Source organism: Cyanobium sp. T1G-Tous, from assembly GCF_024345455.1.
Classification (GTDB): domain Bacteria; phylum Cyanobacteriota; class Cyanobacteriia; order PCC-6307; family Cyanobiaceae; genus Cyanobium_A.
On record NZ_JAGQBD010000006.1, the window covers coordinates 61,361 to 85,433 of the forward strand.

At 60.6% G+C, this 24,073-nt stretch carries 24 protein-coding genes; 9 read left to right on the top strand and 15 right to left on the bottom strand.

Annotated features, from left to right (window positions below; genetic code table 11):
* Positions 1-17: 17 nt before the first annotated feature.
* The 7 genes from KBY75_RS05670 to pds form a co-directional block, all read right to left on the bottom strand.
* Positions 18-785, bottom strand: a complete 768-nt coding sequence (locus tag KBY75_RS05670; RefSeq protein WP_255023275.1) for a MinD/ParA family protein — start codon at positions 783-785, stop codon at positions 18-20.
* A 72-nt stretch (positions 786-857) separates the two neighbouring features.
* The gene (locus KBY75_RS05675) at positions 858-2,462 is read right to left on the bottom strand and encodes a TolC family protein (protein ID WP_315859061.1); all 1,605 of its coding nucleotides are present in this window, start codon (positions 2,460-2,462) and stop codon (positions 858-860) included.
* Positions 2,459-3,403, bottom strand: coding sequence for a phytoene synthase (locus tag KBY75_RS05680; RefSeq protein ID WP_255023276.1), 945 nt, complete (start codon positions 3,401-3,403; stop codon positions 2,459-2,461). Before KBY75_RS05680 ends, KBY75_RS05675 begins: the two co-directional genes overlap by 4 nt.
* Positions 3,400-4,410, bottom strand: coding sequence for a response regulator (locus tag KBY75_RS05685; RefSeq protein WP_255023277.1), 1,011 nt, complete (start codon positions 4,408-4,410; stop codon positions 3,400-3,402). Before KBY75_RS05685 ends, KBY75_RS05680 begins: the two co-directional genes overlap by 4 nt.
* On the bottom strand, positions 4,410-4,796 hold the full coding sequence (locus KBY75_RS05690; protein ID WP_255023278.1) for a response regulator: 387 nt from the start codon (positions 4,794-4,796) through the stop codon (positions 4,410-4,412). The genes KBY75_RS05685 and KBY75_RS05690 overlap by 1 nt, the downstream gene beginning before the upstream one ends.
* Before the next feature lie 16 nt (positions 4,797-4,812).
* Positions 4,813-7,449 carry a response regulator gene (locus tag KBY75_RS05695; protein ID WP_255023279.1) on the bottom strand — a complete coding sequence of 879 codons (2,637 nt, stop codon included), beginning with the start codon at positions 7,447-7,449 and terminating at the stop codon, positions 4,813-4,815.
* On the bottom strand, positions 7,446-8,813 hold the full coding sequence (gene pds, locus KBY75_RS05700; protein WP_255023280.1) for a 15-cis-phytoene desaturase: 1,368 nt from the start codon (positions 8,811-8,813) through the stop codon (positions 7,446-7,448). The genes KBY75_RS05695 and pds overlap by 4 nt, the downstream gene beginning before the upstream one ends.
* A 106-nt stretch (positions 8,814-8,919) precedes the next feature.
* Between pds and KBY75_RS05705 the strand changes: the two genes are divergently transcribed.
* Both KBY75_RS05705 and KBY75_RS05710 read left to right on the top strand, forming a co-directional pair.
* Positions 8,920-9,297, top strand: a complete 378-nt coding sequence (locus KBY75_RS05705) for an NAD(P)H-quinone oxidoreductase subunit M (protein ID WP_254935569.1) — start codon at positions 8,920-8,922, stop codon at positions 9,295-9,297.
* Positions 9,294-9,980, top strand: coding sequence for a DUF3172 domain-containing protein (locus tag KBY75_RS05710; protein WP_255023281.1), 687 nt, complete (start codon positions 9,294-9,296; stop codon positions 9,978-9,980). The genes KBY75_RS05705 and KBY75_RS05710 overlap by 4 nt, the downstream gene beginning before the upstream one ends.
* A gap of 38 nt (positions 9,981-10,018) precedes the next feature.
* Here the strand turns inward: KBY75_RS05710 and KBY75_RS05715 are convergent, their stop codons facing one another.
* A complete protein-coding gene (locus KBY75_RS05715; protein WP_254935567.1) occupies positions 10,019-10,993 on the bottom strand; it encodes a LysR family transcriptional regulator in 975 nt (324 codons plus the stop codon).
* A 140-nt stretch (positions 10,994-11,133) separates the two neighbouring features.
* Between KBY75_RS05715 and KBY75_RS05720 the strand changes: the two genes are divergently transcribed.
* From KBY75_RS05720 to KBY75_RS05745, 6 genes are all read left to right on the top strand, one after another.
* A complete protein-coding gene (locus KBY75_RS05720; RefSeq protein ID WP_255023301.1) occupies positions 11,134-11,835 on the top strand; it encodes an NnrU family protein in 702 nt (233 codons plus the stop codon).
* Positions 11,836-11,936: 101 nt separating this feature from the next.
* Entirely contained in the window at positions 11,937-13,955 is a 2,019-nt protein-coding gene (locus KBY75_RS05725; protein ID WP_254935566.1) for an NAD(P)H-quinone oxidoreductase subunit 5, read from the top strand.
* A gap of 287 nt (positions 13,956-14,242) precedes the next feature.
* On the top strand, positions 14,243-15,823 hold the full coding sequence (locus KBY75_RS05730; protein WP_255023282.1) for an NAD(P)H-quinone oxidoreductase subunit 4: 1,581 nt from the start codon (positions 14,243-14,245) through the stop codon (positions 15,821-15,823).
* A gap of 79 nt (positions 15,824-15,902) precedes the next feature.
* The gene (locus KBY75_RS05735) at positions 15,903-16,292 is read left to right on the top strand and encodes a lipopolysaccharide assembly protein LapA domain-containing protein (protein WP_254935564.1); all 390 of its coding nucleotides are present in this window, start codon (positions 15,903-15,905) and stop codon (positions 16,290-16,292) included.
* 93 nt (positions 16,293-16,385) lie between these two features.
* Positions 16,386-17,276: a segregation/condensation protein A gene (locus tag KBY75_RS05740; protein ID WP_255023284.1), complete on the top strand. Its 891-nt coding sequence runs from the start codon at positions 16,386-16,388 to the stop codon at positions 17,274-17,276.
* A 23-nt stretch (positions 17,277-17,299) separates the two neighbouring features.
* On the top strand, positions 17,300-18,481 hold the full coding sequence (locus KBY75_RS05745; RefSeq protein ID WP_254935562.1) for an NDP-sugar synthase: 1,182 nt from the start codon (positions 17,300-17,302) through the stop codon (positions 18,479-18,481).
* On the opposite strand, the gene KBY75_RS05750 is transcribed toward KBY75_RS05745, so the two are convergent.
* A complete protein-coding gene (locus KBY75_RS05750) occupies positions 18,478-19,392 on the bottom strand; it encodes a methylenetetrahydrofolate reductase (RefSeq protein ID WP_396098019.1) in 915 nt (304 codons plus the stop codon). The genes KBY75_RS05745 and KBY75_RS05750 overlap by 4 nt on opposite strands.
* Before the next feature lie 49 nt (positions 19,393-19,441).
* On the opposite strand from KBY75_RS05750, the gene KBY75_RS05755 reads away from it, so the two are divergent.
* Positions 19,442-19,723: a LuxR C-terminal-related transcriptional regulator gene (locus tag KBY75_RS05755; RefSeq protein ID WP_254935637.1), complete on the top strand. Its 282-nt coding sequence runs from the start codon at positions 19,442-19,444 to the stop codon at positions 19,721-19,723.
* Here the strand turns inward: KBY75_RS05755 and KBY75_RS05760 are convergent.
* From KBY75_RS05760 to nuoH, 6 genes are all read right to left on the bottom strand, one after another.
* Positions 19,720-20,286, bottom strand: a complete 567-nt coding sequence (locus KBY75_RS05760) for a CYTH domain-containing protein (RefSeq protein WP_255023286.1) — start codon at positions 20,284-20,286, stop codon at positions 19,720-19,722. The two genes, KBY75_RS05755 and KBY75_RS05760, sit on opposite strands and share 4 nt — an antisense overlap.
* Positions 20,287-20,316: 30 nt before the next feature.
* Entirely contained in the window at positions 20,317-21,252 is a 936-nt protein-coding gene (locus KBY75_RS05765) for an NAD(+) kinase (RefSeq protein ID WP_254935559.1), read from the bottom strand.
* Positions 21,253-21,266: 14 nt separating this feature from the next.
* Positions 21,267-21,596 carry an NADH-quinone oxidoreductase subunit NuoK gene (nuoK, locus tag KBY75_RS05770; protein ID WP_254935558.1) on the bottom strand — a complete coding sequence of 110 codons (330 nt, stop codon included), beginning with the start codon at positions 21,594-21,596 and terminating at the stop codon, positions 21,267-21,269.
* Positions 21,597-21,664: 68 nt separating this feature from the next.
* Positions 21,665-22,267, bottom strand: a complete 603-nt coding sequence (locus KBY75_RS05775; RefSeq protein WP_254935557.1) for an NADH-quinone oxidoreductase subunit J — start codon at positions 22,265-22,267, stop codon at positions 21,665-21,667.
* Positions 22,264-22,860, bottom strand: coding sequence for an NAD(P)H-quinone oxidoreductase subunit I (gene ndhI, locus KBY75_RS05780; RefSeq protein ID WP_254935556.1), 597 nt, complete (start codon positions 22,858-22,860; stop codon positions 22,264-22,266). Before ndhI ends, KBY75_RS05775 begins: the two co-directional genes overlap by 4 nt.
* A gap of 81 nt (positions 22,861-22,941) precedes the next feature.
* Entirely contained in the window at positions 22,942-24,072 is a 1,131-nt protein-coding gene (gene nuoH / locus KBY75_RS05785; RefSeq protein ID WP_106632671.1) for an NADH-quinone oxidoreductase subunit NuoH, read from the bottom strand.
* Position 24,073: the final 1 nt, after the last annotated feature.

Here is a 24,073-nt window from a genome sequence, read left to right on the forward strand (position 1 = left end):
CCGACCTTTGACAAGGATCATGTTTCGGTCATCGCAGAGAGCTGGTCGGCCAAGTCCTTCACACCTGCACTCCATGCATGACTGGGGTAATGGAGGACAGCAAGGCCTCCGCTTGCCAAATTAAGCAGGTCTTCACTTAACGGCAACAGGGCACCGATCGGCACTCCATAACTGGAAGCGACGCGTTCGCGGACCTGCTCAAGATCAAAATGCCCGGGTAGCTTATTCACCGCGATCCGAATCGCCGGCACATCCAAGCGCTCGGCCACCTCAATCGCCACCGCTGTTCCAAGATAATCTTGCGCATCCGGACGCATAACCATCACCAGACAATCGGCGATGGCTGTTGACAACAGGGTCTCCTCATTAATGCCAGGATGCGTATCAACAATGACCACGTCCAGGTCAAGGTCGTCGCTAAGAGCAAACAAGGCATCATTCAAGCGCTCAACCTTGTAACCCTCGCGGAGTAGCCGTGCAATACGGTCACTTTCCATAGAAGCAGGGACCAGCCAAATGCGTCCCTTAGCTTTTCTGACCGGCTCAGGCGAAACATCATGGGCGCAAGTGCGGATTGGCGCATCACCCTGGAGATGATCATTCAATGTCGCTTGGCCATCCTGGGGCGTGAAACCAAACAGCACATGCACACCTGGCGATGCCAGATCAGTATCAAAGATGGCCACTTTCTTGCCTTTAAGCGCAAGGGCGACAGCTAGATTTGCCGTGATGTTGGACTTACCTGTACCACCTCGAAACGAATGAACCGCAAGGATTTGGGCCATGTCTATCCGTTCTGCCAAGTCTCACTATTGTAAACCCTGCTGGAGGCTTTACCCACTGCCAAGGATGCGCAGTCAGCTGCGACCAGCAAGTAGGTTCGGCAAGCGGAGGCGATCAAGAGGGTTGCCTACTTCACGTATGAGCTGATCATCTTGCTGATAACTCAAGCCACTCGCTCGAGCGAGGCTTAGCAGAGCAACATTGTAGCTAGCAAGTTGATCGATATAATCACTTACAGACTGGGTGAGATCTTGCTGGGCCTGAACAACATCCGTGACATTTCCATAGCCAGCATTAAAGCGAAGGGTCTGCAAGCGGAGCGCGTCACTGGCCGAAGTCACCCGCTCAGCACTGAGGAGAACCGCCTGACGGCCTTGCTGCGACTGGGCGAAGTATGTCTGCACCTCACGCCTAACCTGGTTTACAGCCTGTTGCACCTGGGCCTCGGCAGCCTTGCCACGCCGCATCGCCGCAGCCGCACTCATACGCGCCTGCCCTCCATCAAAACCAGTGAAGGTGACCTGGAGCAACGACGTGGCATTCCAGAAGTCGCTGCGGGCATCTTGCACGTAGGGAGGCCCCAGCCCGGTATAACCGACACCCTTGGTCCAATAGAGCGAATTGACCAAAGCAATCGTGGGCTGATATACGGCTAATTCAATCTTTGCCTGAGCCTGATTGATTTTGACCTCACTGAGCTGCTGCTCAATCACCTTGCGGTAACTCATGGCGGCCTGGATCGTCTCCTCTAGCCCGGAGGTCCAGCTGCCTAGGGGAGCAAGTGGCACAGCAGGGTTGATCACGGAGGCATCTAGTGTGTCAAGCAGCTCCGCCAGATCAGCCTGGGCTTCTTGAACGGCACGTTTCGCATCCACCAAGTTCACCTGATCGGTTTTGAGAACTGTCGTCTGCTTGGCGAGATCGAGCTTGGAAGCAACGCCTAATCGCACCCTGGACTGGGCGAGGCGTAGCAGCACTTGATCGTTAGCAACCAACACACGACCAGTCACAATTCTCGAACTAGCCTGCTGCAGATTAATGAAAGCCTCTTCGGTTTTGAGGCGATTATCACGACGAGAGATCACAAATGCATCGACAGCCTGCCTAACCAAATACTTATTCTGCCAAATAGTAGGTGTCCGGGCAGGGTCAAAAATATTCCAGTTAATGTCGAACTGAGCAACACTCTGAAAATAACTACTGCTAAACGACGTTTGGTCTGCGTAGGGGGAAGGGGGATTGGTTGGCGGAGCTCCCACGCCGGTTAGAGCTCCCACATAGTTGTAATAGGCCCGCTCGCCATACATGCCGCCAGTGATGCTGGCATTCACCACTGGCCACCAGGTGGCGTAAGCCGATCCCAGGCTGTTCTGGGTGGCAACAAGCTCCTCATAGCTTTGGCGCACCACCGGGTTGCGCTGATCAGCAAGCTCAACTGCCGTTGCCATCTCCAGGGCAGCCAACTGCTCGGCAGGAATTGAGCCCATCATTCCAATCGGCTTGGTCTGGCCAACAGGCCAGCCTGAGCCAAGGCTTTCGACGGTCTTGGTTGTGGGCAGAGGGGAAAACTGGTCCTGCTGGGGTGCTGCAAACACAACCTGTGTCATCAATACAGACACAACGCCTACACCACCCATCTGATAGCAGATAGACAAGAAACGAGTCCGCGAATCTCTCATCGGGCCTGTGCAATCACGAATGAGAAGGGGAGGTCGAGCAACTTACCGGCGCGGGGCACAAAAGCTCGGTGATTGAAGACGTCGTAATTATGCTGTTCGATCACATCTAGAATGCCTCGATAAAGCCGCAAAGAAGCCCACACGGGCCAGCGAGCATCCGGCGAAAGCCAACGCACACCAGCTTCTGAGCGTGCGAACCAATCTCTGGCACGTTCAACCTGGAAACGCATCAAAGCCCGCCAATGATCATTAACCACACCAGCCATGAGCTGGTGTTCAGTGTAATTAAAACGCTCAAGGTCCTCCAGGGGGAGATAAATGCGCCCACGGGCACGATCTTCGCCCACATCCCGCAGGATATTGGTGAGCTGATTGGCGATCCCTAGAGCCACCGCCGCGTCTGTGGTGTCTGGCACATCGCTCCATGGAGCCGTGGTGTAGGCAGGATCTAGCCCCATCACCTCCTGGGTCATCAAGCCCACCGTGCCGGCAACCCGATAGCAGTAGAGCTTGAGGTCTTCGAAGCTGGCGTAGCGGTGGCAGCGAAGGTCCATCCGCTGCCCCTCAATCATGTCGAGATAGGGCTGCAGGGGTTGGGGAAAGCGCTCGATCGTGTCGCGCATCACCAAGTCAAGACCGTCCTGCACGTGGCCCGCAAAAAGAGCGCGGGTTCGCTGCTCCCAACGATTGAGCCGAGCTGAGAGCTCACTTTCAGGACGAGCCTGGGCCTCGGCACTATCCATCAATTCATCGGTGCGCCGGCACCACACGTATATCGCCCAAATCGCCCGCCGCTTCTCGGGCGGCATCAGCAACGTGCCCAAATAGAAGGTCTTGGCCCAGTGGGCCGTCTCCTGCCGACACTCCTCGTAGGCCTGCTCGAGGCTGGGAAGCAAGGCGCCACCGCGAAATCGTTGTCCATGCTGGCAGAGCGAGGTCACGATCGCTCAATCCCTTGTCCCTGGCGGCGGGCACGCATCGCCTTGGCCCGCTCACTAAGTGCGGAAAAAGTCGGGTCAGCAACGATCGTCTTCACCTGACTGGTGAGCGCCTGCCGATTGATCTGAATCTCGAGGTCGCTGATGGTGGCTCGCAAGTCGGTTTCACGACGAGAAACGGCAGAGGTCATGCGTGCAAATGCCGCCAACAACGGTTGGAACTGCGGGTCGCTGCGCGTCGCAGGATCAAGGCCAGCCACAAATCGGTGGGCGGTTATAAGTTCACGATCGAGCTGCCGCTGGCTCTGCACAAGGCTGTTGTACAACCCCAGTTCCTGGTCGTGAAGAGCCTTTTTTTCCAGGCAAGCCGCAATGCGGGCGCGCAGCAAAGTGGGATTAAAAGGTTTCGGCAAATAGTCCTCAGCACCAGCTTCGATGCAGCGCACCACGCTCGATAGCTCATCGAGAGCGCTGATCATGATCACTGGAATCGAGCGCAGCTGCTCGTCAGCCTTTAGCCGGGCCAAGGTGCCGTAGCCATCAAGCTTCGGCATCATCACGTCGAGCAACACCAGGTCAAACGGCCGCTCCTTTGCCCGTTGCAGAGCGTCCTCACCATCAACTGCCGTAGAGACCACGTGGCCCTGACGACTCAAGCGCTGGGCCAGCAGATCGAGGTTGAGAGGATCATCATCAACAGCCAAAATGCGCCCTGGCCGAATGGCCTGAAGCTCCTGTCGGGGGGTTGGAGACTCTTTGTCAGCTCCGATCACCTCGACGGGGATGGCTGCCACTGCGGCAGTCGGGTCCAAAACCGCGGCGGTGAGGCGGGTACGCACCAGCGCCAGCATGGTGCGGGCTGCCTGCTGAATCTTGTGCAAGTCTGCGGGATCAGCAGCCTCGCCTTCGGCTAGCACCTCCTCAACCAATTCGCTGTAACCCAGGATCTGGTTGATTGGGGTGCAGAGGTCGTGGCGGAGATTAGCCAGTGGATCGGGGCTGCTTGCCATCACGTCTCGAGCTGAATGCCCACACGGGAGAGCTGGTTGCGCATCTTCTCCAGCAGGCGCGGCAGATCCACCGGCTTGGTGTCGTAGTCGTCGCAGCCGGCGGCCAGGCACTTCTCCCGATCCCCCTCCATGGCATGGGCGGTAAGACCAATCACCGGAATGGCCGCCGTTGCGGCATCGGCCTTGATCCGGCGCGTGGCTTCCCAGCCATCCATCACGGGCAGACTCATGTCCATGAGGATTAGGGCGGGGAGATCGGTAGCAGCAGCCTGCAGAGCCGCAGCCCCATCGACTGCGACAGACACCTCATACCCCTTACGGCTGAGGCGCCGCGACAGCATGTCGCGGTTCATCTCGTTGTCTTCGACAAGCAGAACCCGAACCATCGCTATTGCCGTTGTCTCATGTCCGTGGTCCCAGGATCGCATTGATCTGCTCAGCCAAGGAGACGGCAGTGAAGGTGCCCTTGGTCATCACCTCGCTGACGCGGCCATTCAACTGGGCCAGATCTTCAGCGCTCAGAGTTTTGGCCGTAACCACCAGCACGGGGATGTTGTCCGCCAACGGATTGCGACGCAGCTGCTCCAGAAAGGCGATGCCATCCATTCCCGGCATCATCAAATCAAGCAGGATCAATCGTGGCCTCCGCTGGGCCACGATTGACAGGGCCTCCAGGCCGTTGGTGGCATGCTCCACTTGCCAGCCCTGCTTCTCCAGCATTCGGCGCAACAGATCGGCATTGGCGGGTTCGTCCTCCACCACGAGCAGGCGGGAGTCGTCACTCGGATAGGAAGCCACGATCTGGGCCAAGAGGGCATTGAGCTGCCCGGCCGCCACAGGTTTACTGACGCTGGCTGCGGCACCCATGGTGTGAGCCAGATCGTCGGCATCGAGCATCGACATCATCACCACCGGAATGGAGGCGAGTTCCGGATCGGCCTTGAGCTGCTGAAGCACTCTCCAGCCATCCATGCCGGGCATCATCACGTCGAGGGTGATCACATCGGGCCGCCATTGCCGGGCAAGGGCCAGCCCCTCTTCGCCGCTGGCCGCCGTATGCACCGCATACCCCTCATGCACTAGCGAGCGCCCCGCTAGGTCGCGCACAGATGGATCATCGTCAATCACCAAAACCGTGGCTCGCGCTGCCACCGGCGGTGGCAGAGCACCGGCAGGCCGACGGGCCCCGGAGCTGGCCGGGGCGGCCTGCATAGGCGCATCTGGATCGTTCACCCGGCGAGGTAAGGACAGGGTGAAAGTGCTGCCCTCACCGATGCTACTGAGCACCGTGATATCTCCACCCATCAAATGACTGAATTGACGGCTGATGGACAAGCCCAGCCCCGTGCCACCGTATTTACGGGTGGTGCTGTCATCAGCTTGGCTGAAACTCTCGAACACCCTTCCCAGCTGCTCAGGGGTCATACCGATGCCGGTGTCGGAAACAGCAAAGGCAATCACCTCACCAGGGGCCGATGCCGTGACCCGCAGCGAAATGGTGCCTCGCTCCGTGAATTTGGCAGCGTTGCTGAGCAGGTTGAGCAGACATTGGCGCACTTTGGTGACATCAGAGCGCATGTCACCAAGCCCGGCCTGAAGACTGAGGTCGAGATGATTGCCATTTTTGGCAATCAAGGGCTTTACTGTGGCAAGAACGTCATCGACGATAGAAGCTACCGTAAAATCCTCGAGATAGAGGGTGGCTTTGCCAGCTTCGATCTTAGAAAGATCAAGAACATCATTAATTAGGCCGAGCAAGTGCTTTCCGGCTGCCAGAATCTTTTGCAGATCAGGCACAAAATCGTCCGGCTCAAGCTCATCCGCCTCCTCGATCAACATCTCGCTGTAGCCAATAATTGCGTTCATAGGGGTACGCAACTCATGGCTCATGTTTGCCAAGAAGGCACTCTTGCTGTGGTTCGCCTGCTGGGCTTCATCCCGGGCCAAGGCCGCCGCCAAGTGCTCGGACTCTGCCTGCCTGCGAGCCACTTCTCCGGCGATCAAAGCTTTCGACAATTTTTGAGCATATATCCATGAAAGGGCCAAAACAGCCAAAATCATGAATGCCAAAAAGCCTAAAATTCCCCAAGCCAACTGGAGGGCCAACCGATCGATATCGGCCCGATATTTTACAGTTAAAATGTTAAAATTCCACGGCAAAAATGCCCTACGCCTGACCTCATACCCCCCCTGCTGATGCTGAACTTCGGGGCCCGAGTAGTCATAACGAGAAAGCACAGCCTTAACAGCCGAAGCTTCCACACCTTGAGTCTGGAAACGGGGCCTTCCAGCGCGATCAACAAGAACAACAAATCCATTAGAAAGAATTCGCGTTTTGCCAACGGCTTGCGACATATCTTCAACTGTCTCAATCGGATATCCGGCATACCAGGCACCAATCAAAGCACCATCACTGGAAAAAATTGGCTTATACGACGTATAGAAGGGTCTGCCAAGCACTTCCGCAGGGCCAACATAAGCTCGACCCTCGATAAGCTGTTTATAAGCAACACCCTTGGGGTCAAGACGCGTTCCTACAGCGATCCGACCACTTGCGTCCTTAACGCTAGTAATGAGTCGAACGAAGTTATCACCTTGACGGACAAATACTGTGGCGGTGCCGCCAGCACGACGCGTAACTTGTTCAACAATAGACGGCCTCTCTGCAACAACCTCATCACCGAAGAGAAGCTGGGGAACCCTTTGACCTGCTGGCAAAGAGCTGGGATATGCATAGCCACGCAAAAGGCGAGGCTCGCCAATGTCCAAAGACTTATCCTGCAACATATTGATCGCAGCAGTTACCAGCAAGCGATAAGTAGAGTCAGTAATGCGAAGATTAACAAGGAGTCCATCAGCCACATTGCGAACCCGCTCTTCCACATCACTCTCGATGGCGCTGCGCAGGCGGAGAAAGCTGTAGCTTCCAGCCCCAATCAGCATGGTTGCAACAAGCAGAAACCAGGCAAGGGTGTTGCGCTGGATACGCTTCTCAATCAATCTAGGGTTGAACTCTTTCTCGCTATGCTGACCTTTCACCGGCTAATCGCCTGGGCACACTGTTTACCGCTCAGCACCGCCCCCTCCATTGAGGCCAGGTAGCGCTGCATGGTGTAGCAACCGGCCAGGAAGAAGTTTGGGATCGGTGAGGCCTGATCGGGCCGCAGTTGCTGGCAGCCAGGCACGGTTTTGTAAACCGACAGTGGTGTTTTGACCACGATCGACTTGCGCAGCGTGGCTTGGTCGTTGCCGGTGAAGTGCATCGGGAACAGGCGCTTGAGCTCCTCCATCGTGGCCGCCACGATGTCCTCGTCAGAGCGACCAATCCAGTCTTTGGCTGGGGCAAATACCAGCTCCAGCATCGAGCGCTCCGGATCCTCGTATTCCTTGCAAGTATTACTCATATCGGCATACACGCTCAGCAGCGGGCTACGGCTGAACAGCAGGTGGTCGATCTCGGTGAGCTTGCGATCAAACCAGAGGTGAATATTGATCACCGGCACCCCATTGAGGCCGTCGAGCTTCTTGAAATAGGGAATCTCCTTCCAAGCCTCAGGCAGCAGCAGCTTGAAAGGATCAACGGGCATGGCGCTCACATAGGCGTCGGCCGTGAGGGTGCGGGGCTCCTGGCCCTTGATGCCACCAATCTGGAAAGCCTTCACCGTGCCGTCGGCATTGAGCTCGATCTGGCGCAACGGGGAATTTAGGTGAACTTCCCCGCCACGGGCCTCGACGTAATCGACGATCGGCTGGCACAACCGCTGCGGTGGGTTGCCATCAAGGAAGGCCATCTTGGAGCCATCACCCTCCTGCAGGAAGCGATTTAGGGCAGTGAGCACCACCGTGCTGGAAATTTCATCGGGATCAATGAAGTTCAGCGCCTTGGCCATGGCGATGAATACCTCGTCATTGACCCGCTCGGGAATGTTGTGCAGCCTCAGCCACTCAGTCCAGGAATACTTATCGCATTCTTCTACATACTGCTGGCCGCGCAAAATTGCAGGCACCAAGCCCATGCCGAAGGCAATCTTCTCGGGCCAGGTGAGCAGGTCGTTATTGCTGAGGATGGCCGCCAAACCATTGAAAGGGGCTGGGATGTCGGGGAAGTCAAAGCGGCTGTAGGTGCCTGGCGTCTCCATTTGGTTGAAGATCATCGAGTGGCTTTTCCACTGCAGACGGTCTTCGATATCCAGCTCCTTAAACAACTGGCGCATGTTGCGGTAAGCGCCGAAAAAGATGTGCAAACCGGTCTCATACCAGTCGCCGTCTTCGTCCTGCCAGGCCGCCACCTTGCCGCCCAGCACGTCGCGGGCTTCCACCACCACCGGCGTATGGCCGGCATCACAGAGGTACTTGGCGCACGACAGCCCGGCTAGCCCTGCTCCGGCAATGACGACGCGCATAGCCCCTTTCAAAAATCCAGATGCAACCTTAAAGGGGGCGCCTGACCCCTGCGGCTGGGGGGGGGTTTCTAGAGTTGATGCATTGGGTGCTCGCAATCCACTCCCCATGGCCGACTCACTCCCTGCCGAATCCCGCCCTGCAGAGACCTTGCTGAAGTCCACCACCCGCCACGTGCGGCTGTTCACCGCCCGAGTGGAGGACGGCAACCTGCTGGCTGATCCCAGCCAGCTCACCATGGATGTGGATCCCGACAACGAGTTTCTCTGGGACGCCCCGGTGCTGGCCAAGGTGCAAGACCACTTCCGCGAGCTGGTGGCCGCCCAAGCCGGCGCCGACCTCACTGAATACAACCTGCGCCAGATCGGTTCGGAGCTGGAAGGGCTAATTCGCCAGCTGCTCCAGGCCGGCGAGCTTCGCTACAACCCGGATGCCCGGGTACTCAACTACTCAATGGGCCTACCCCGCAGCACCGAAAGCCTGTGAGCCGCTCCCGCTACAGCTCAGATCGCTACGCCGGTGAGCGCCCAGATGAGGGGCGTTCACCCGGAGGGCGTTACGCAGAGGATGCCTATGAGCGGGGCGGTCGTCGCAATGAGCCCAGGCGGCCTGCCGGGGGCGGCAATAAAGGCGGCCCGGGCGGCAGTGGCTCTGGCGGAAGTGGTCCTGGCGGCACAGGCCCCTTTCAGTTCAACGTGGGCACCCTGGCGATCCTGGCTGGGGTGCTGGTGGTGGGCATCGGCATCGGCACCGCCATCTCCAGCACCACCCAGGGCGACCAGGGCAACATCGCCAGTAGCCAGCAGCTCGACATGGCGGTGCCCGATCCGGAGTTCTGCCGCCAGTGGGGCGCCAGTGCCTTCGTGATGGACGTGGAGCTCTACACCACCATGAACCCCAGCTCCAGCTTCGTGACCCAGCCGGAGCTCAAGGCCGGCTGCGTTATCCGCCGGGAAAACTGGAGCGTGTTGCAGAAGGAAGGAGCCGTAACCAACGAACAGATGCGCCAGTGCAAGCAGCGCATGAACACCTTCGCCTACATCGGCTCAGTCAAAGACAAGCCAATCGTGCGCTGCGTCTACCAAACAGACACCAGCCAAAACAAATTCCTAACGAAGGGAGTAGCTGATGACACGGTGGGCGTCACCCCTGAAGCCGATCAATTCTGAAACTGATCAATTCTGAATCAAATTAATTTTGAACCAGATCAGTTCTGAGTAAGGGCCTCCTGCTGCTGCAACGGCCGGCGCAGGGGGCTATCGGGGCTGGCAAACACGGGCAGCACCTCCTTGCGGAAGGCATCGGCGGCCCGGGAGCAATAGCGGGCTGGATGGGTGATCAGCTTCAGCTGGCGGCGCACGAGCAGGTCGGCCACCTGGGGGCGATGCAGGCTGCCAGCCGAGAGCTCCCGCTCAATTGAGACCACCGGCAGGAAGGCGGCCCCAAGCCCCGACTGAACGGCGTTTTTGATCGCCTCAAAGGAATTGAGTTCCATCTCAATCTTGAGCCGGCCCACATCCAAGCCGGAGCGGGCCAGCAGCTGGTCGACCATCTTGCGGGTGGTCGACTGGGCATCAAGGCAGACAAAACCCAGCCGGTAGAGGTCGTCTTTAGTGAGCTCGGGCAGGCGGGCCAGCGGATGCTTCACCGGCAGAACCAGGGCCAACTCATCGCTGGCGTAGGGCACCACCTGCAGCAGCTCACAAAGCTCCGTTGGAAGCTCGCCGCCGATGATCGCCAGATCCACCTGACCATTGGCCACGCTCCAGCCGGTGCGGCGGGTGCTGTGCACCTGCAATTGAACCGCCACTTCGGGATACTTCTGCCGAAACAGACCAATCATTCGCGGCATTAGATAGGTGCCGGTGGTCTGGCTAGCGCCAACGATGAGCGAGCCGCCGCGCAGGTTGTGCAGGTCTTCTAAAGCCCGGCAGGCCTCCTGACACTGGCTCAGGATTCGGTCGCAGTAGCTGAGCAGCAGGTGGCCTGCCTCGGTGAGCTGGGCCTTGCGCCCGCCCCGATCAAACAGGCTGACGCTGAGCTGCTTCTCCAGATTCTGAATCTGCAGGCTCACCGCTGGCTGAGTCACATAAAGGCTGTCTGCGGCCTTCTTGAAGCTCCCCTCAGAGGCGATGGCCCGCAGGATGCGGAGCTGATCAAGAGTAAAAGGCAGGTCTGCCATTGGGTTGCCTGGATCGGCCGGAGCCTGCCAGCTGGCGAGTTCAAAACTCTAGGGGGGAAGCCTGGCAGCGAGAATCGAGAGCTTCACAACTCCCCATCCGGCCCGTGCCCCCCAGCTCTTCGCACCACAGCAGCTGGGTAATGCTCGGCCTGTTGCTGGCTTTCGCCGTCATTCACAGCGGCGGAGCTTCGCTGCGGGTGTGGGGCGCAGCAAAAATTGGCGAGCGGGCCTGGCGGCTGCTGTTTGCCGCGGTGAGCATCCCCTCAGCCGTGGTGGTGATCGGCTACTTCCTCGCCCATCGCTACGACGGGGTGCGCCTTTGGAATCTCCAGGACCAGCCCTGGATCGTGCCCGTGGTGTGGGCCGGCACCGCGATCAGCTTTTTGTTTCTTTATCCAGCCACCTACAACCTGCTGGAAATCCCGGCGGTGCTCAAGCCCCAGGTGCGGCTTTATGCCACCGGCATCATCCGCATAAGCCGCCATCCACAAGCCGTGGGCCAGGTCCTCTGGTGCGCCACCCACCTGCTCTGGATCGGCAGCAGCTTCATGGTGGCCACCTGCATCGGCTTGATCGCCCACCACCTATTTGCGGTGTGGAACGGCGACCGCCGCCTGGCCAAGCGCTTCGGTAGCGCCTTTGAGGAGCTGAGGGCTAGCACCTCGATCCTTCCCTTTAGGGCGATATTGACCGGCCACCAGCAGCTGGTCCCCAGCGAATTTCTACGGCCAGCCCAGCTGGGCATTGCCATTGCCGTGGGCGTGTTTTGGTGGGCCCATCGCTTCATCGGCCTCGGCGCTACAAGCTTCGCTCGCACAGGCTTGGGCCACCTGCTGGGCTGAGTGCTGCTAGCCGAGAAGCTCCCCGCCCATGGGCGAGCCCGCACAGGCCTGGGTATGCACTTGTTTGGCTGCCTACACTTGCGCCAACCAGCTTGCAGCGCATGCCGTCAGCCGCCGAACTCGCCTGGTTGATTCCGGTGCTGCCCCTTGTCGGGGCTTGTATTACCGGGCTGGGGCTGATCAGCTTCAACCGCACCGTCAATCGGCTGCGCAAACCAGTGGCCTGGTTGCTAATCAGCTGCGTGGGAGCGGCTGCAGTTCTGAGCTACGCCGTATTGGCCCAGCAACTGGCGGGTGCACCACCCACCGAAGTGCTGTTCAACTGGGCCAGCGCCGGCACCTTCAACCTGCAGATGGGCTTCCGGGTGGACGCCCTCGGCGCCGTGATGCTGTCGTTGGTGACCACCATCGCCGTACTGGTGATGGTTTATTCCGATGGCTACATGGCCCATGACAAGGGCTACGTGCGCTTTTTCACCTACCTAGCCCTATTCAGCAGCTCGATGCTGGGCCTGGTGATCAGCCCCAACCTGCTGGAGATTTATGTGTTCTGGGAGCTGGTGGGCATGTGCTCCTACCTGCTTGTGGGCTTCTGGTACGACCGCGATGGCGCCGCCAATGCCGCCCAGAAAGCCTTTGTGGTGAACCGGGTTGGCGACTTCGGTCTGCTGCTGGGAATCCTGGGTCTGTTCTGGGCCACCGGCAGCTTCGGCTTTGAGGAAATTGGCAGCCGGCTGCAGGAGGCCGTAGCCGGCGGCAGCATTTCCAACGCGGCGGCGATTCTGCTGTGTCTGCTGGTGTTCATGGGACCGATGGCGAAATCGGCCCAATTCCCCCTGCACGTCTGGCTTCCGGATGCCATGGAGGGCCCGACCCCCATTTCAGCCCTGATCCACGCGGCAACCATGGTGGCCGCCGGTGTGTTCCTAGTCGCACGGTTGCAACCCGTTTACGAACCCTTCCCGGCTGTGCAGGCCACGATCGCCGTGGTGGGGACCATCACCCTGGTGCTGGGGGCCTCGATTGCCCTCACCCAGATGGATCTCAAGAAAGGTCTGGCATACAGCACCGTTTCCCAACTGGGTTACATGATGCTGGCCATGGGCTGCGGCGCTCCGGTGGCCGGCATGTTCCACCTGGTGACCCATGCCTTCTTCAAGGCGATGCTGTTTTTGGGATCCGGCTCGGTGATCCACGCCATGGAAGAGGTGGTGGGCCATGAGCCCGTGCTCGCCCAAGACATGCGCTTGATGGGTGGGCTGCGCAAATACATGCCGATCACCAGCAGCACCTTCCTGATTGGCTGCGTAGCCATCGCCGGCATTCCACCTCTGGCTGGCTTCTGGAGTAAGGACGAGATCCTCGGCGTGGCGTTTGGTTCGTTCCCCGTGCTCTGGGTGGCTGGCTTCATCACCGCCGGCATGACCGCCTTTTACATGTTCCGCCTCTACTTCCTCACCTTTGAGGGGGAGTTTCGCGGCAATGATCAGGCCATGCGGGCCCAGCTGCTGGCTGAAGCAGGGAAAACCACTGATGAACAGGGCGATAGCCATGGCGACGACCATGGCCACGCCAGCCATCCGCACGAATCCGGCTGGCAGATGGCTATGCCCCTAGCCGTGCTGGCCGTGCCCTCAGTGCTGGTAGGCCTGCTTGGCACCCCCTGGAACAGCCGCTTCGGCAACCTGCTCGACCCCAAGGAGGCAGCCGAGGTAGCCGAACACTTCAGTTGGAGCGAATTCCTGCCCCTGGCCGGAGCCTCCGTGGGCATCTCCATCGCCGGCATAACCGTGGCCGTGCTGGCCTACGCGCTGCACAAAATCGATCTGGGCAAAGCCGTAGCTGCTCGCTTCCCCGCACTTAATGCCTTCCTGGCCAACAAGTGGTACCTCGATGCGATCAACGACAAGTTGTTCGTGCAGGGCAGCCGCAAACTGGCCCGCCAGGTGCTGGAGGTTGATTCCAAGGTTGTTGATGGAGTCGTCAACCTCACCGGGCTGGTGACCCTGGGCAGCGGCGAGGGGCTCAAATACTTCGAAACCGGCCGGGCCCAGTTCTATGCCCTGATCGTGTTCGGCGGCGTCATCGCCCTAGTGGTTTTATTCGGCTCGCTTGGCTGAGCGGTTCGGCCGTTACGCCCGCTTCGCGGGCAACACGGCCTCGGCCGCATAGCCAAGCGAACCTCACCCCGCGCGGGGGCACACCCCCCTGCCGCACCAGCACCTACACCGCCCCACCACAGCGCCTGCGCCCGCTCTTGGCTGATCCCCAGGCGTAAGCGCGTAGCGCGTGCCTGGGGATCAGCCAAGAGCGGGCGTGAGGCACAACTCTGTGTGACATCCCCCATCAGCAGAGTGCCGGGCCCGACTGAATTTCTACACTCCGGCCAAACGGTGAGGCCTGGTTCGTGCCCTTCCCATGGTTGAGCGCGTCGATCCTGTTCCCGATCGCCGCGGCCCTGGTAATTCCTTTCATTCCCGATGCCGGCGACGGCAAGCGGATTCGCTGGTATGCCCTTGGCATCACCCTGATCACCTTCTTGATCACCGTGGGGGCCTACCTCAACGGCTATGACCCGGCGGTCGAAGGGCTGCAGCTGGTGGAGCGGGTGCAGTGGCTGCCCAGCCTGGGGTTGGCCTGGTCGGTGGGGGCGGACGGCATCTCGATGCCCCTGATCCTGCTCACCAGCTTCATCACCTCCCTGGCGGCTCTGGCTGCCTGGCCGGTGACCTTCAAGCCCAAGCTCTTTTATTTCCTGCTGCTGCTCATGGATGGCGGCCAGATCGCCGTGTTCGCGGTGCAGGACATGCTGCTGTTCTTCCTGGCCTGGGAGCTGGAACTGCTGCCGGTGTATCTGCTGCTGGCTATCTGGGGCGGCAAAAAGCGTCAGTACGCAGCCACCAAATTCATCCTCTACACAGCCGGTAGCTCCCTGTTCATTTTGGTGGTGGGCCTGGCGATGGCCTTCTACGGCGGTGGCACCCCCAGCTTTGAGTACACGGACCTGATGGCCAAGGACTTCTCAACGAAGTTCCAGCTATTCGCCTACGCGGGCCTGCTGATCGCCTTTGGGGTGAAGCTGCCAATCGTGCCCCTGCACACCTGGCTGCCCGATGCCCACGGCGAGGCCACGGCTCCGGTGCACATGCTGCTGGCCGGCATCTTGCTGAAGATGGGGGGCTATGCCTTGCTGCGCTTCAACGTGCAGCTTCTACCAGAGGGGCATGCCCAATTTGCGCCGCTGCTGGTGGTGCTGGGGGTGGTGAACATCATCTACGCCGCGCTCACCTCTTTTGCCCAGCGCAACCTCAAGCGCAAAATCGCCTACAGCTCGATCAGCCACATGGGCTTCGTGCTGATCGGCATCGGCAGCTTCAGTGCCCTGGGCACCAGCGGCGCCATGCTGCAAATGATTAGCCACGGCCTGATCGGCGCCAGCCTTTTCTTCCTGGTAGGCGCCACCTACGACCGCACCCACACCCTGCAGCTCGACGACATGGGCGGGGTTGGCCAAAAGATGCGCAAGATGTTTGCCCTGTGGACCATCTGCTCCCTAGCCTCGCTTGCCCTACCAGGCATGAGCGGCTTCGTGTCCGAGCTGATGGTGTTCACGGGCTTCGTGACCAGCGAGGCCTATTCACTCAGCTTCCGCATCGTGATGGCGGCCCTAGCGGCGGTGGGCGTGATCCTCACCCCGGTGTACCTGCTCTCGATGTTGCGGGAAATCTTCTTCGGCAAGGAAAACACCGAGCTCGCCTCCCACACCCACCTGGTGGATGCGGAGCCCCGCGAGATCTACGTGATCAGCTGTCTGCTCGTTCCGATCGTGGGCATCGGCCTCTACCCCCGGGTGATGACCGATACCTACCGGGCTTCGATCGAAGCCCTTGTGCAACGGGAGACCACCGCCCTCGCCAAGGTGATTCAGCCGCCGCCGGGCGATTTTATTCGCCAACCCCTGCTCTCGGCGCCAGCCCTGCCGGCCTGATCCGCCTCCCTGGGTAACAAAACTGTGCAGATAGCCCGCGGTGAGTTCACCCCTGGGCTGCCCTAATTACGCTCCTGAGATGAAACAGCTGAACTTTCTGCTGATCTTCAGCTTTGGCCTAGCCATGGTGATGTTCACCCTGGAGAACACAGCCCCCACCACGGTCCACTTCCTGCCAGGCCTGAGCGGCACCCTGCCCCTTGCCGCCCTGCTGCTGCTAGTGGGAGGCATCGGCGCGACCGCTGCCTGGGTTTTTGCGGTGTGGACCGGGGTGGTGCGCAAGGTGGAAGCGGTGCAGAGCCAGGGCGAATTCGCCGCCCAACAGGTGCGCATCCAGGAGCTGGAAAACGACCTGCAGCGCTACCGAGCCACGGTGGATGCCCAGCTGGGGCTGCTGCCAGCGGCCGGGCAAAGCTCGGCTCCCGCCAATCCCGATGCCGCCGAAGCCGTGACCGTGTCAGTTGGCTGACCCCAGCGGTGGTGCTTTGGCAGGGGTGGTGGTGCGAAAGGGCCAACACCGGTAGCGTGCGACCAACGACTCAGCGGAGGCCGCGGGGCACGATTGGCTGAAGGAGGCGCAAGATTGGCCATACGCCTGCTCCAGGACGCGGCGGAGCGGGGCGATCTCGACCCATGGGATGTGGACGTGATCGCCGTGGTGGATGGTTTTCTAGACCAGCTGCGCCAGCGCATTGAGGTGCCCCGCCTGGTGGTAGCAAACGCACCAAGCCGGGGCGGCAGCTACGAGCAGGACCTGGCTGAAACCAGTGAGGCCTTTTTGGCGGCCTCGGTGTTGGTGAGCCTCAAAGCCGAAGTGCTGGAAGCGGCCACCTTTGCGCAGGAAGCACCAGACCAGGACGAGATCGGCTTTGATTTCGATGACGACGGCCAAGGCTGGCTGGTGAACCCCGCCCTGGCCCTACCTCAGCGACCGGAAAGGCACCTCTGGCGCCGGCCCGTAGCGCCGCCACCCCTGCAACGACCGGTGACCCTGGGGGAATTGATCCGCCAGCTCGAAGACATCGCCGAGCGACTCGAAGCGGACGAGGGTCGGATTCGGCCGCGCCACCGCCCCAAGCGCTACAGCGAAAGGGCAGCGATTGAGCAGGTGGCCGCCCTGGCACACCGCGAGAAGTTGCCGGAAACCACCGCCGCCCTCAGCCAGTTTTTACTTAGCTGGGATCCTGCCCACGCCTGGGCCGGCTTCAACGAGCTGGTGCAGGACTGGGCTGCCCACGTGGAAGCCAAGGGTGCGGACGCCGAGCTGGACCGGGACCGGGTAGGGGTGTTCTGGGCCCTGTTGTTTCTCTGCCACCAGGGCAAGGTGGAACTCGACCAGCAGGGAGGGCTTTTTGGCCCTTTGCACCTGCGGCGCCTGCTCCACCCTGGCGAGGCCCGCCAACTGCCCCTAGTGCCAGCCATCGGTGCGGCGGAGCAGGCGCTGGCGGCTTAAGCGGTGCGTCTAGGCTGGCACCCATGAAGGCGATGATCCTGGCTGCTGGCAAGGGAACACGGGTGCGGCCCATTACGCACACGATTCCCAAGCCGATGATCCCCATCCTGCAGAAACCCGTGATGGAGTTTCTGCTGGAGCTGCTTAGGGAGCACGGCTTCACCGAAATCATGGTGAACGTCTCCCACCTAGCTGAGGAGATCGAGAACTACTTCCGCGATGGTCAGCGCTTCGGTGTTGAAATCGCCTACAGCTTTGAAGGCCGCATCGAAGACGGGGAGCTGATCGGCGACGCGATGGGATCGGCGGGAGGGCTAAAGAAGATCCAGAATTTCCAGCGCTTCTTCGACGACACCTTTGTGGTGCTCTGCGGTGATGCCCTGATCGACCTTGATCTGAGCGAAGCGGTGCGTCGCCATAAGGCCAAGGGCGCCATGGCCAGCATGATCACCAAGCGAGTGCCCAAGGATCAGGTCAGCAGTTATGGCGTGGTCGTCACAGACGATGACGGCAGGGTGCGCTCCTTCCAAGAAAAGCCGGCGGTGGATGAAGCCGCCAGCGACATGATTAACACGGGCATTTATATCTTCGAGCCAGAGGTGCTCGACTTTGTGCCAAGCAACCAGCCCTTCGATATCGGCTCCGACCTATTTCCCAAGCTGGTGGAGGCCGGCGCAGCCTTCTACGCCCTGCCGATGGAGTTTGAATGGGTTGATATCGGCAAGGTGCCGGATTACTGGCAGGCGATCCGCAGCGTTTTGCAGGGTCAGGTGCGTCAAGTGCAGATCCCTGGCAAGGAAGTGAGGCCAGGGGTATTTGCCGGCCTCAACGTGGCGGCCGACTGGGATCAGATCAATATCACCGGCCCAATTTATGTGGGCGGCATGACTCGCATTGAAAATGGCGCCACAATTATTGGCCCAGCGATGATTGGCCCCAATTGCCACATCTGCGAAGGGGCCACAATCGACAACTCGATCATCTTTGACTACTCCCGCATCGGGGCCGGAGTGCGTCTGGTTGAGAAGCTGGTGTTTGGCCGCTACTGCGTTGACCGCAATGGCGACCACTTCGACCTGCAGGAGGCCGCCCTCGACTGGCTGATCACCGATGTGCGCCGGCAGGATGTGTTGTCGCCATCGCCGCAGCAGAAGGCGATGGCCGAACTACTTGGCACCGATTTGGCCCTCAGCAACGTCAACTAGACAGGCGCCAAGGGCTTCAGGCCGGCCTGCTGCAGGATCGCCGGAATTCTCTCCTCCGCCTTAATGGCCATCAGATGCACCCCCTGGGCAATCTGGAGATAGGCGCCCACCTGTTCGGCGGCGATAGCTACGCCCTCAGCAGCCGGATCTGGCGCCGCAGCCAGCCGATCGATCACGGCCTGGGGAATGTTGGCGCCGGGCACCACCCGGTTGATGAAGGCGGCGTTGCGGGCCGATTTGAGCAGAAACACCCCTGCAAGCACGGGCAGATCAAGCGGTGCGGCGAGGTCACCGACAAAGCGCTTGAGGGCTTCGGCGTCCATCACCATCTGGGTTTGCACGAAGCGGGCACCCGCCTGCTTCTTGCGCAACAGCCGGCTCTTGAGACCACTCCAACTAGCCGACTGGGGATCGGCAGCGGCACCGGCAAATAGGTCGGTGGGTCCATCGGGCAGCTCACCTTGCACCGGATCCTGGCCGCCATTGAACCGCTGCACCAGCTGCAGCAACCGCACCGCCTCCAGCTCATTCACCGGGCGAGCCCCGGGCTGGTCGCCGGCCCGCACCGGATCGCCGGTGAGGCAGAGCAGGTTGCGCACGCCCAGGGCATGGGCACCGAGTAATTCGGCCTGCAGGGCAATGCGGTTGCGATCGCGGCAGGCGAGCTGCAGCACCGGCTCGATGCCGGCGTCAAGCAGCAGGCGGCATAGGGCCAGGCTGCTCATCCGCATCACGGCGCGGCTGCCATCGGTGACATTTACCGCATGGACCCAGCCCCGCAGGGCCCCTGCCGCCGCCAATGAGCGCGAGGGATCTCCTCCCCTAGGTGGCATCACCTCTGCGGTGAGAGCTGGCTGCCCGCTGGCAAGGGCCCGTTGAAGCAACAAACCAATCGTGCCACTTGGGAGCATCATGGAACAGCGCCCTGCCTACAGTGATGGCAAGCGCCGGCTTGGGCCCATGGATTCCAATCACGCCACGGGAGGCTCCCTAGGCCAGGTGCGCCATGAGCTCTCGGAGCGGGAAATTGAGATCATCGAATTGGTGGCCAAGGGCCTAACCAACCAGGAGATCGCCGTATCGCTGACGATCAGCAAGCGCACCGTGGACAACCACGTCAGCAACGTCTTCACCAAAACAGGCGCCAAGAACCGGGTAGCCCTGCTGAATTGGGCCATGGACCACGGCAAAATCTGCCGTGACGGCTTCAACTGCTGCTCGATTGAGCCCGGCAAGTCTTAGGTAGCTGCAGGCTCGAACAGGGCCAAGCGCTCCGCTTCTGGCCACAGAGCCAGGGGCCGGCTGGCCAGGGCCGCATTGCTTAGCTCATGGCGCCCAGTCAGCTCACGCCCGCACCAGGCGGGCGGCTGGAGGGCCAGTCCTTGCTCCAGCCCCTGCTGCTCCAGTTCCACCTCGGCCACCACCAGCGGTGCGTTGGCACCCTCAAAGACGTCGAGCACCCACTCCCCACCTGGAAGATCAAGGCCGTAGCGCACTTTGCAAAGGCTCTTGGGCGCCAACGCCAGCAGGGCAGCAGCATCCGCCTCTGGAATGGCGTATTCGAATTCCTGGCGCACCAATCCCTCCGGCAGTTGGCCCGGGGCTTCAAAGCGCTTCTCGGTGCGGGCCTTGAGGGTGAGCCAGGCACCGGCTACGGCCTCGTCACCGCTGGCACGGCGCACCCGCACGGTGAAGCCATCGGGGCTCGCCACTAGGTAGCCCTGCTGCAGCTGGGCTTGCCAGCAGATATGGCGGCGCCAGTCCAGCCCCTGCACCAAAAAGCGGCGTTCAATTTCCAGGGCCATGGGGCTATTTAGGACGGGGGCAGCAGGGGTTTAGTTGTGGGACGGCTCGATGGCGGTGAGGCTGCCGGCCCAGTGCAGCTTGTGGGTGAGCGTGCGGTAGTAGGAGGGGCTTTGCTCGAGCAGCACCTGCAGGGCCGGGTGGGGGCTGCGCTCCACCAAGGCCCGATCGCCGGGTTCCAGCACGGTGGCGTGGGCGCCATCTTTCCAGAGCTTGACCCGGCGACTGGTTTCGCCCAGGGGCCACACCGAAAGCTGGGCCCTGGGCGGCACCACCACAGCCCGGCTCGAGAGGCTCATCGGGCAGATCGGATTAACCACGATCGCTTCGATGCCCGGGTGCAGGATCGGCCCACCGGCAGCCATGGCATAGCCAGTGGAGCCGGTGGGAGTGGCGATGATCAAGCCGTCGCCGCGGTATTGATCCACTACCTCACCATCGATCTCCAGCTCCAGCACACAGGTGGGGGACACCTCATCGAGGCAGGGCCGGAAATAGAAGTCGTTGAGAGCCAGATGGGCAATTTCTGAGCCATCAACGCCGTCGCCCCGGTCTATATGGGCCTGCAACATCATGCGCCGCTCCAGGGCAAAGCGGTCTTGACGCAGGCGGTCCCAGAGGCTCTCCTCCTCGCTCTTGAGGGCGTCGCTGCTCAGGCGCAGCAGGCGGCGATCGTGGGTGAGAAAGCCAAGGTGGCCGCCCACATTGAAACTGAGGATCGGCACATCGAGGGGGGCCAGATGGCGGGCCGCACCGAGCACGGTGCCATCGCCCCCCAGCACCAGGGCTAGATCGGGCAGCTCAGCTTCAGTGGCCAGCAAGCCGGGGAAGGGATTGCGGGCCAGGCCACTGGAGGCCACCACCACGTGCACCCCCTGGGCCGCCAGATCTTCCGCGCAGCGCTTGGCCTGGCGGTGGGCCGCCTGGCTGCCAGACCTTGAAATCAGCCAGACTCGCTCAAGCCGCATCGTTAATGGTTTGGCTACCAGCGCAGCAGGTTGAAGCGCTCCATATCGACCGTTTCGCGGTTGCGGTAGAGGGAGAGCAGGATTGCCAGACCAACGGCCGCTTCAGCCGCGGCCACGGTGATCACGAAGATGGCAAACACCTGGCCCCGGATCAGCTGGCCATCGAGATAGTTGGAGAAAGCCATCAGGTTGATGTTGACGGCATTAAGCATCAGCTCAATGCTCATCAGCACCCGCACCGCATTGCGGCTGTTGATCAATCCCCAGACACCGGTGCAAAACAACACTGCCGCTAGGGCTAGGTAGGCCTGCAGGGGGATGGTTGTGGGGATGGTGAACTGCATGGCGTGGCAATGATGCTGAGAGGGTGCAGAAAAGATTTGATGCAGGCCTTGGGGCCCGGAAACAACCGCTAGCGAGGAGAGTTTTCCAGCAACAGGGGGGTGCGCTCCTTCTCGATCAGGCCCTGATCTACTGACTCCCCTGTGATCACATCGCTGCTGAGCACATCCCGGCGGGCCAACACGATGGCGCCGATCATCGACATCAGCAGCAGCACCGAAGCCAGCTCAAAGGGCAGCAGATAATCGCTGAATAGGTGCTCGCCAATGCGAATCGTGGCCTCCTCGCCAACAGCTTCTGGGCCAGGCAGGGCCCAAGGGGTGGTGAAAGCCACCCGAATCAACAGCAGAAATAAGCCACCGCAGACAGCGCCGGAGAGCAGACGCCGTAGACCCAGCCCGGGAATAGCCGCCAGGTTTTCCTTCTTGTTGACGAGCATGATCGCGAACAGGATCAGCACGTTGACGGCGCCCACGTAGACGAGCACTTGGGCCGCTGCCACGAAACTGGCATTTAGCAGCAGGTATAGACCTGCCACCGAAAGAAAAACGCCGCCCAGCAGGAAGGCCGAATAAACAATGTTGGGCAGCAACACCACCCCGAGAGCGCCCAGCACCAAGGTGGCTGAGAGAGCAACGAAGCAGATCAGCTGGGTAATGGAGGCGATAGTCATGACGCGTCTCCGCTAGGCAGGGATTCGAGCACCTGCTCTGGCAGTTTGCCCACCCGCGGCGCCGTATCCGGCACATCGTGAGGATCGAGTACTCCCTTGGGCAGGTAGACCAACTCCTTCAGGGGGACGACAGCCGGATCGCTGGTAACACTGGTAGGCAGGCGACCAAGGGCGATGTTGTCAAAATTGAGGCTGTGGCGATCAAAAGCTGCCAGCTCGTATTCCTCGGTCATAGAAAGGCAGTTGGTTGGGCAATACTCCACGCAATTGCCACAGAAGATGCACACCCCGAAGTCAATCGAGTAGTTACGCAGCTCCTTTTTCTTGGTGGCTTTGTTCATCACCCAATCCACCACCGGCAGGTTGATCGGGCAGACCCGCACACACACCTCACAGGCGATGCACTTGTCAAATTCGTAGTGGATGCGGCCCCGATAGCGCTCCGAGGGGATCAGCTTCTCGTAGGGGTATTGAACGGTGATCGGCCGGCGCCGCAGGTGATCAAAGGTCACCGCCAGACCCTGGGTCAGGTAGTTGGCCGCACCCACCGCATCGCGGGTGTAGTCACCGACTTTCTTGAGAAACCCGAACATGGAGTTGGCTCTGGGGGGAGGCGGTCGGAATGGGTCAGCCCATGATGGCTGGTCTGGAGAAAAGCTGGTGCTCAGGCTCGGTCAGCCACCAAAAACAGCCGGGAAGGCCAGCTTGAGAGCTGCCGTGATCAGCAGGTTGACGAGGGCAATCGGTAGCAAAAACTTCCAGCCCAGATCGAGCAGCTGATCGATGCGCACCCGCGGAGTGGTCCAGCGCAGCAGGATCGCCAGAAACACCAGCAGATAGGCCTTGAGCACCGTCATGACGATGCCTACCGAGCCGGTGATCAGTTGCACCAAGGGTGCATCGATCGGCTGGTGCAGCCAGCTGGCCAGCCACTCCACGGGGATGGGGAAACCCCAGCCGCCCAGGTAAAGCACCGACACCAGCAGGGCCGAGAGCACCAGGTTGATGTAGCTGCCCAGATAGAAGAGGGCAAACTTCATGCCCGAATACTCGGTCTGGTAGCCAGCCACCAGCTCCTCCTCGGCCTCAGGAAGGTCGAAGGGCAGGCGCTCACATTCGGCTAGGGCGCAGATCCAGAAGATCACAAAGCCCACCGGCTGACGCCAGATGTTCCAACTGAGGATGCCAGCGCCGGTCTGCTGGTTGACGATGTCAACGGTGCTAAGCGAGTTGCTCATCATCACCACCGCCAGCACAGCCAGGGCTAGGGGGATCTCGTAGCTGATCGACTGGGCCGCCGCCCGCAGACCCCCCAGCAGCGAATACTTGTTGTTGGAGGCGTAGCCGCTCATCAGCAGGCCGATTGGCTGGATGCTGCTCAGCGAGATCCAAAGGAAAATACCGATGCCAACGTTGCTGATCAGCAGGTGCTGGCCGAAGGGCACCACCAACCAGCTGAGAATCACCGGAATCAGCACCAGCACTGGGCCGAGGGTGAACAGCAGGCCATCAGCCCGGGCGGGGATGATGTCTTCCTTGAACACCAGCTTGAGGCCATCGGCCATCGGCTGAAGCACCCCTAAAGCGCCGGCATATTCAGGACCAATGCGCTGCTGCACCGCTGCTGAGATCTTGCGCTCCAGCCAGACGTTGACCAGCACGCCCACCACGGCCGCCACCAGCACCAGCACCATGGGCAGGGGCAGCCACAACAGGTGGGCGGCGGCAGGACTCAGGCCGAAGCCCTGCAGGGCCTGCTCAAAACTGGCCTCTAGATCCAGGCCCGGAGCCGTGGTGGTCAGCATG

Excerpts from the sequence above, each read along its gene's own strand:
- KBY75_RS05670 (WP_255023275.1), bottom strand. The coding sequence starts at position 785 with ATGGCCCAAATCCTTGCGGTTCATTCGTTTCGAGGTGGTACAGGTAAG.
- KBY75_RS05750 (WP_396098019.1), bottom strand. The coding sequence starts at position 19,392 with ATGCTCCCAAGTGGCACGATTGGTTTGTTGCTTCAACGGGCCCTTGCC.
- KBY75_RS05735 (WP_254935564.1), top strand. The coding sequence starts at position 15,903 with ATGAAACAGCTGAACTTTCTGCTGATCTTCAGCTTTGGCCTAGCCATG.
- nuoK (WP_254935558.1), bottom strand. The coding sequence starts at position 21,596 with ATGCAGTTCACCATCCCCACAACCATCCCCCTGCAGGCCTACCTAGCC.
- KBY75_RS05775 (WP_254935557.1), bottom strand. The coding sequence starts at position 22,267 with ATGACTATCGCCTCCATTACCCAGCTGATCTGCTTCGTTGCTCTCTCA.
- KBY75_RS05725 (WP_254935566.1), top strand. The coding sequence starts at position 11,937 with ATGCCGTCAGCCGCCGAACTCGCCTGGTTGATTCCGGTGCTGCCCCTT.
- ndhI (WP_254935556.1), bottom strand. The coding sequence starts at position 22,860 with ATGTTCGGGTTTCTCAAGAAAGTCGGTGACTACACCCGCGATGCGGTG.
- KBY75_RS05720 (WP_255023301.1), top strand. The coding sequence starts at position 11,134 with ATGCTCGGCCTGTTGCTGGCTTTCGCCGTCATTCACAGCGGCGGAGCT.
- KBY75_RS05715 (WP_254935567.1), bottom strand. The coding sequence starts at position 10,993 with ATGGCAGACCTGCCTTTTACTCTTGATCAGCTCCGCATCCTGCGGGCC.
- KBY75_RS05765 (WP_254935559.1), bottom strand. The coding sequence starts at position 21,252 with ATGCGGCTTGAGCGAGTCTGGCTGATTTCAAGGTCTGGCAGCCAGGCG.
- KBY75_RS05690 (WP_255023278.1), bottom strand. The coding sequence starts at position 4,796 with ATGGTTCGGGTTCTGCTTGTCGAAGACAACGAGATGAACCGCGACATG.
- KBY75_RS05705 (WP_254935569.1), top strand. The coding sequence starts at position 8,920 with ATGGCCGACTCACTCCCTGCCGAATCCCGCCCTGCAGAGACCTTGCTG.
- KBY75_RS05685 (WP_255023277.1), bottom strand. The coding sequence starts at position 4,410 with ATGGCAAGCAGCCCCGATCCACTGGCTAATCTCCGCCACGACCTCTGC.
- KBY75_RS05755 (WP_254935637.1), top strand. The coding sequence starts at position 19,442 with ATGGATTCCAATCACGCCACGGGAGGCTCCCTAGGCCAGGTGCGCCAT.
- KBY75_RS05745 (WP_254935562.1), top strand. The coding sequence starts at position 17,300 with ATGAAGGCGATGATCCTGGCTGCTGGCAAGGGAACACGGGTGCGGCCC.
- KBY75_RS05760 (WP_255023286.1), bottom strand. The coding sequence starts at position 20,286 with ATGGCCCTGGAAATTGAACGCCGCTTTTTGGTGCAGGGGCTGGACTGG.
- pds (WP_255023280.1), bottom strand. The coding sequence starts at position 8,813 with ATGCGCGTCGTCATTGCCGGAGCAGGGCTAGCCGGGCTGTCGTGCGCC.
- KBY75_RS05675 (WP_315859061.1), bottom strand. The coding sequence starts at position 2,462 with ATGAGAGATTCGCGGACTCGTTTCTTGTCTATCTGCTATCAGATGGGT.
- nuoH (WP_106632671.1), bottom strand. The coding sequence starts at position 24,072 with ATGCTGACCACCACGGCTCCGGGCCTGGATCTAGAGGCCAGTTTTGAG.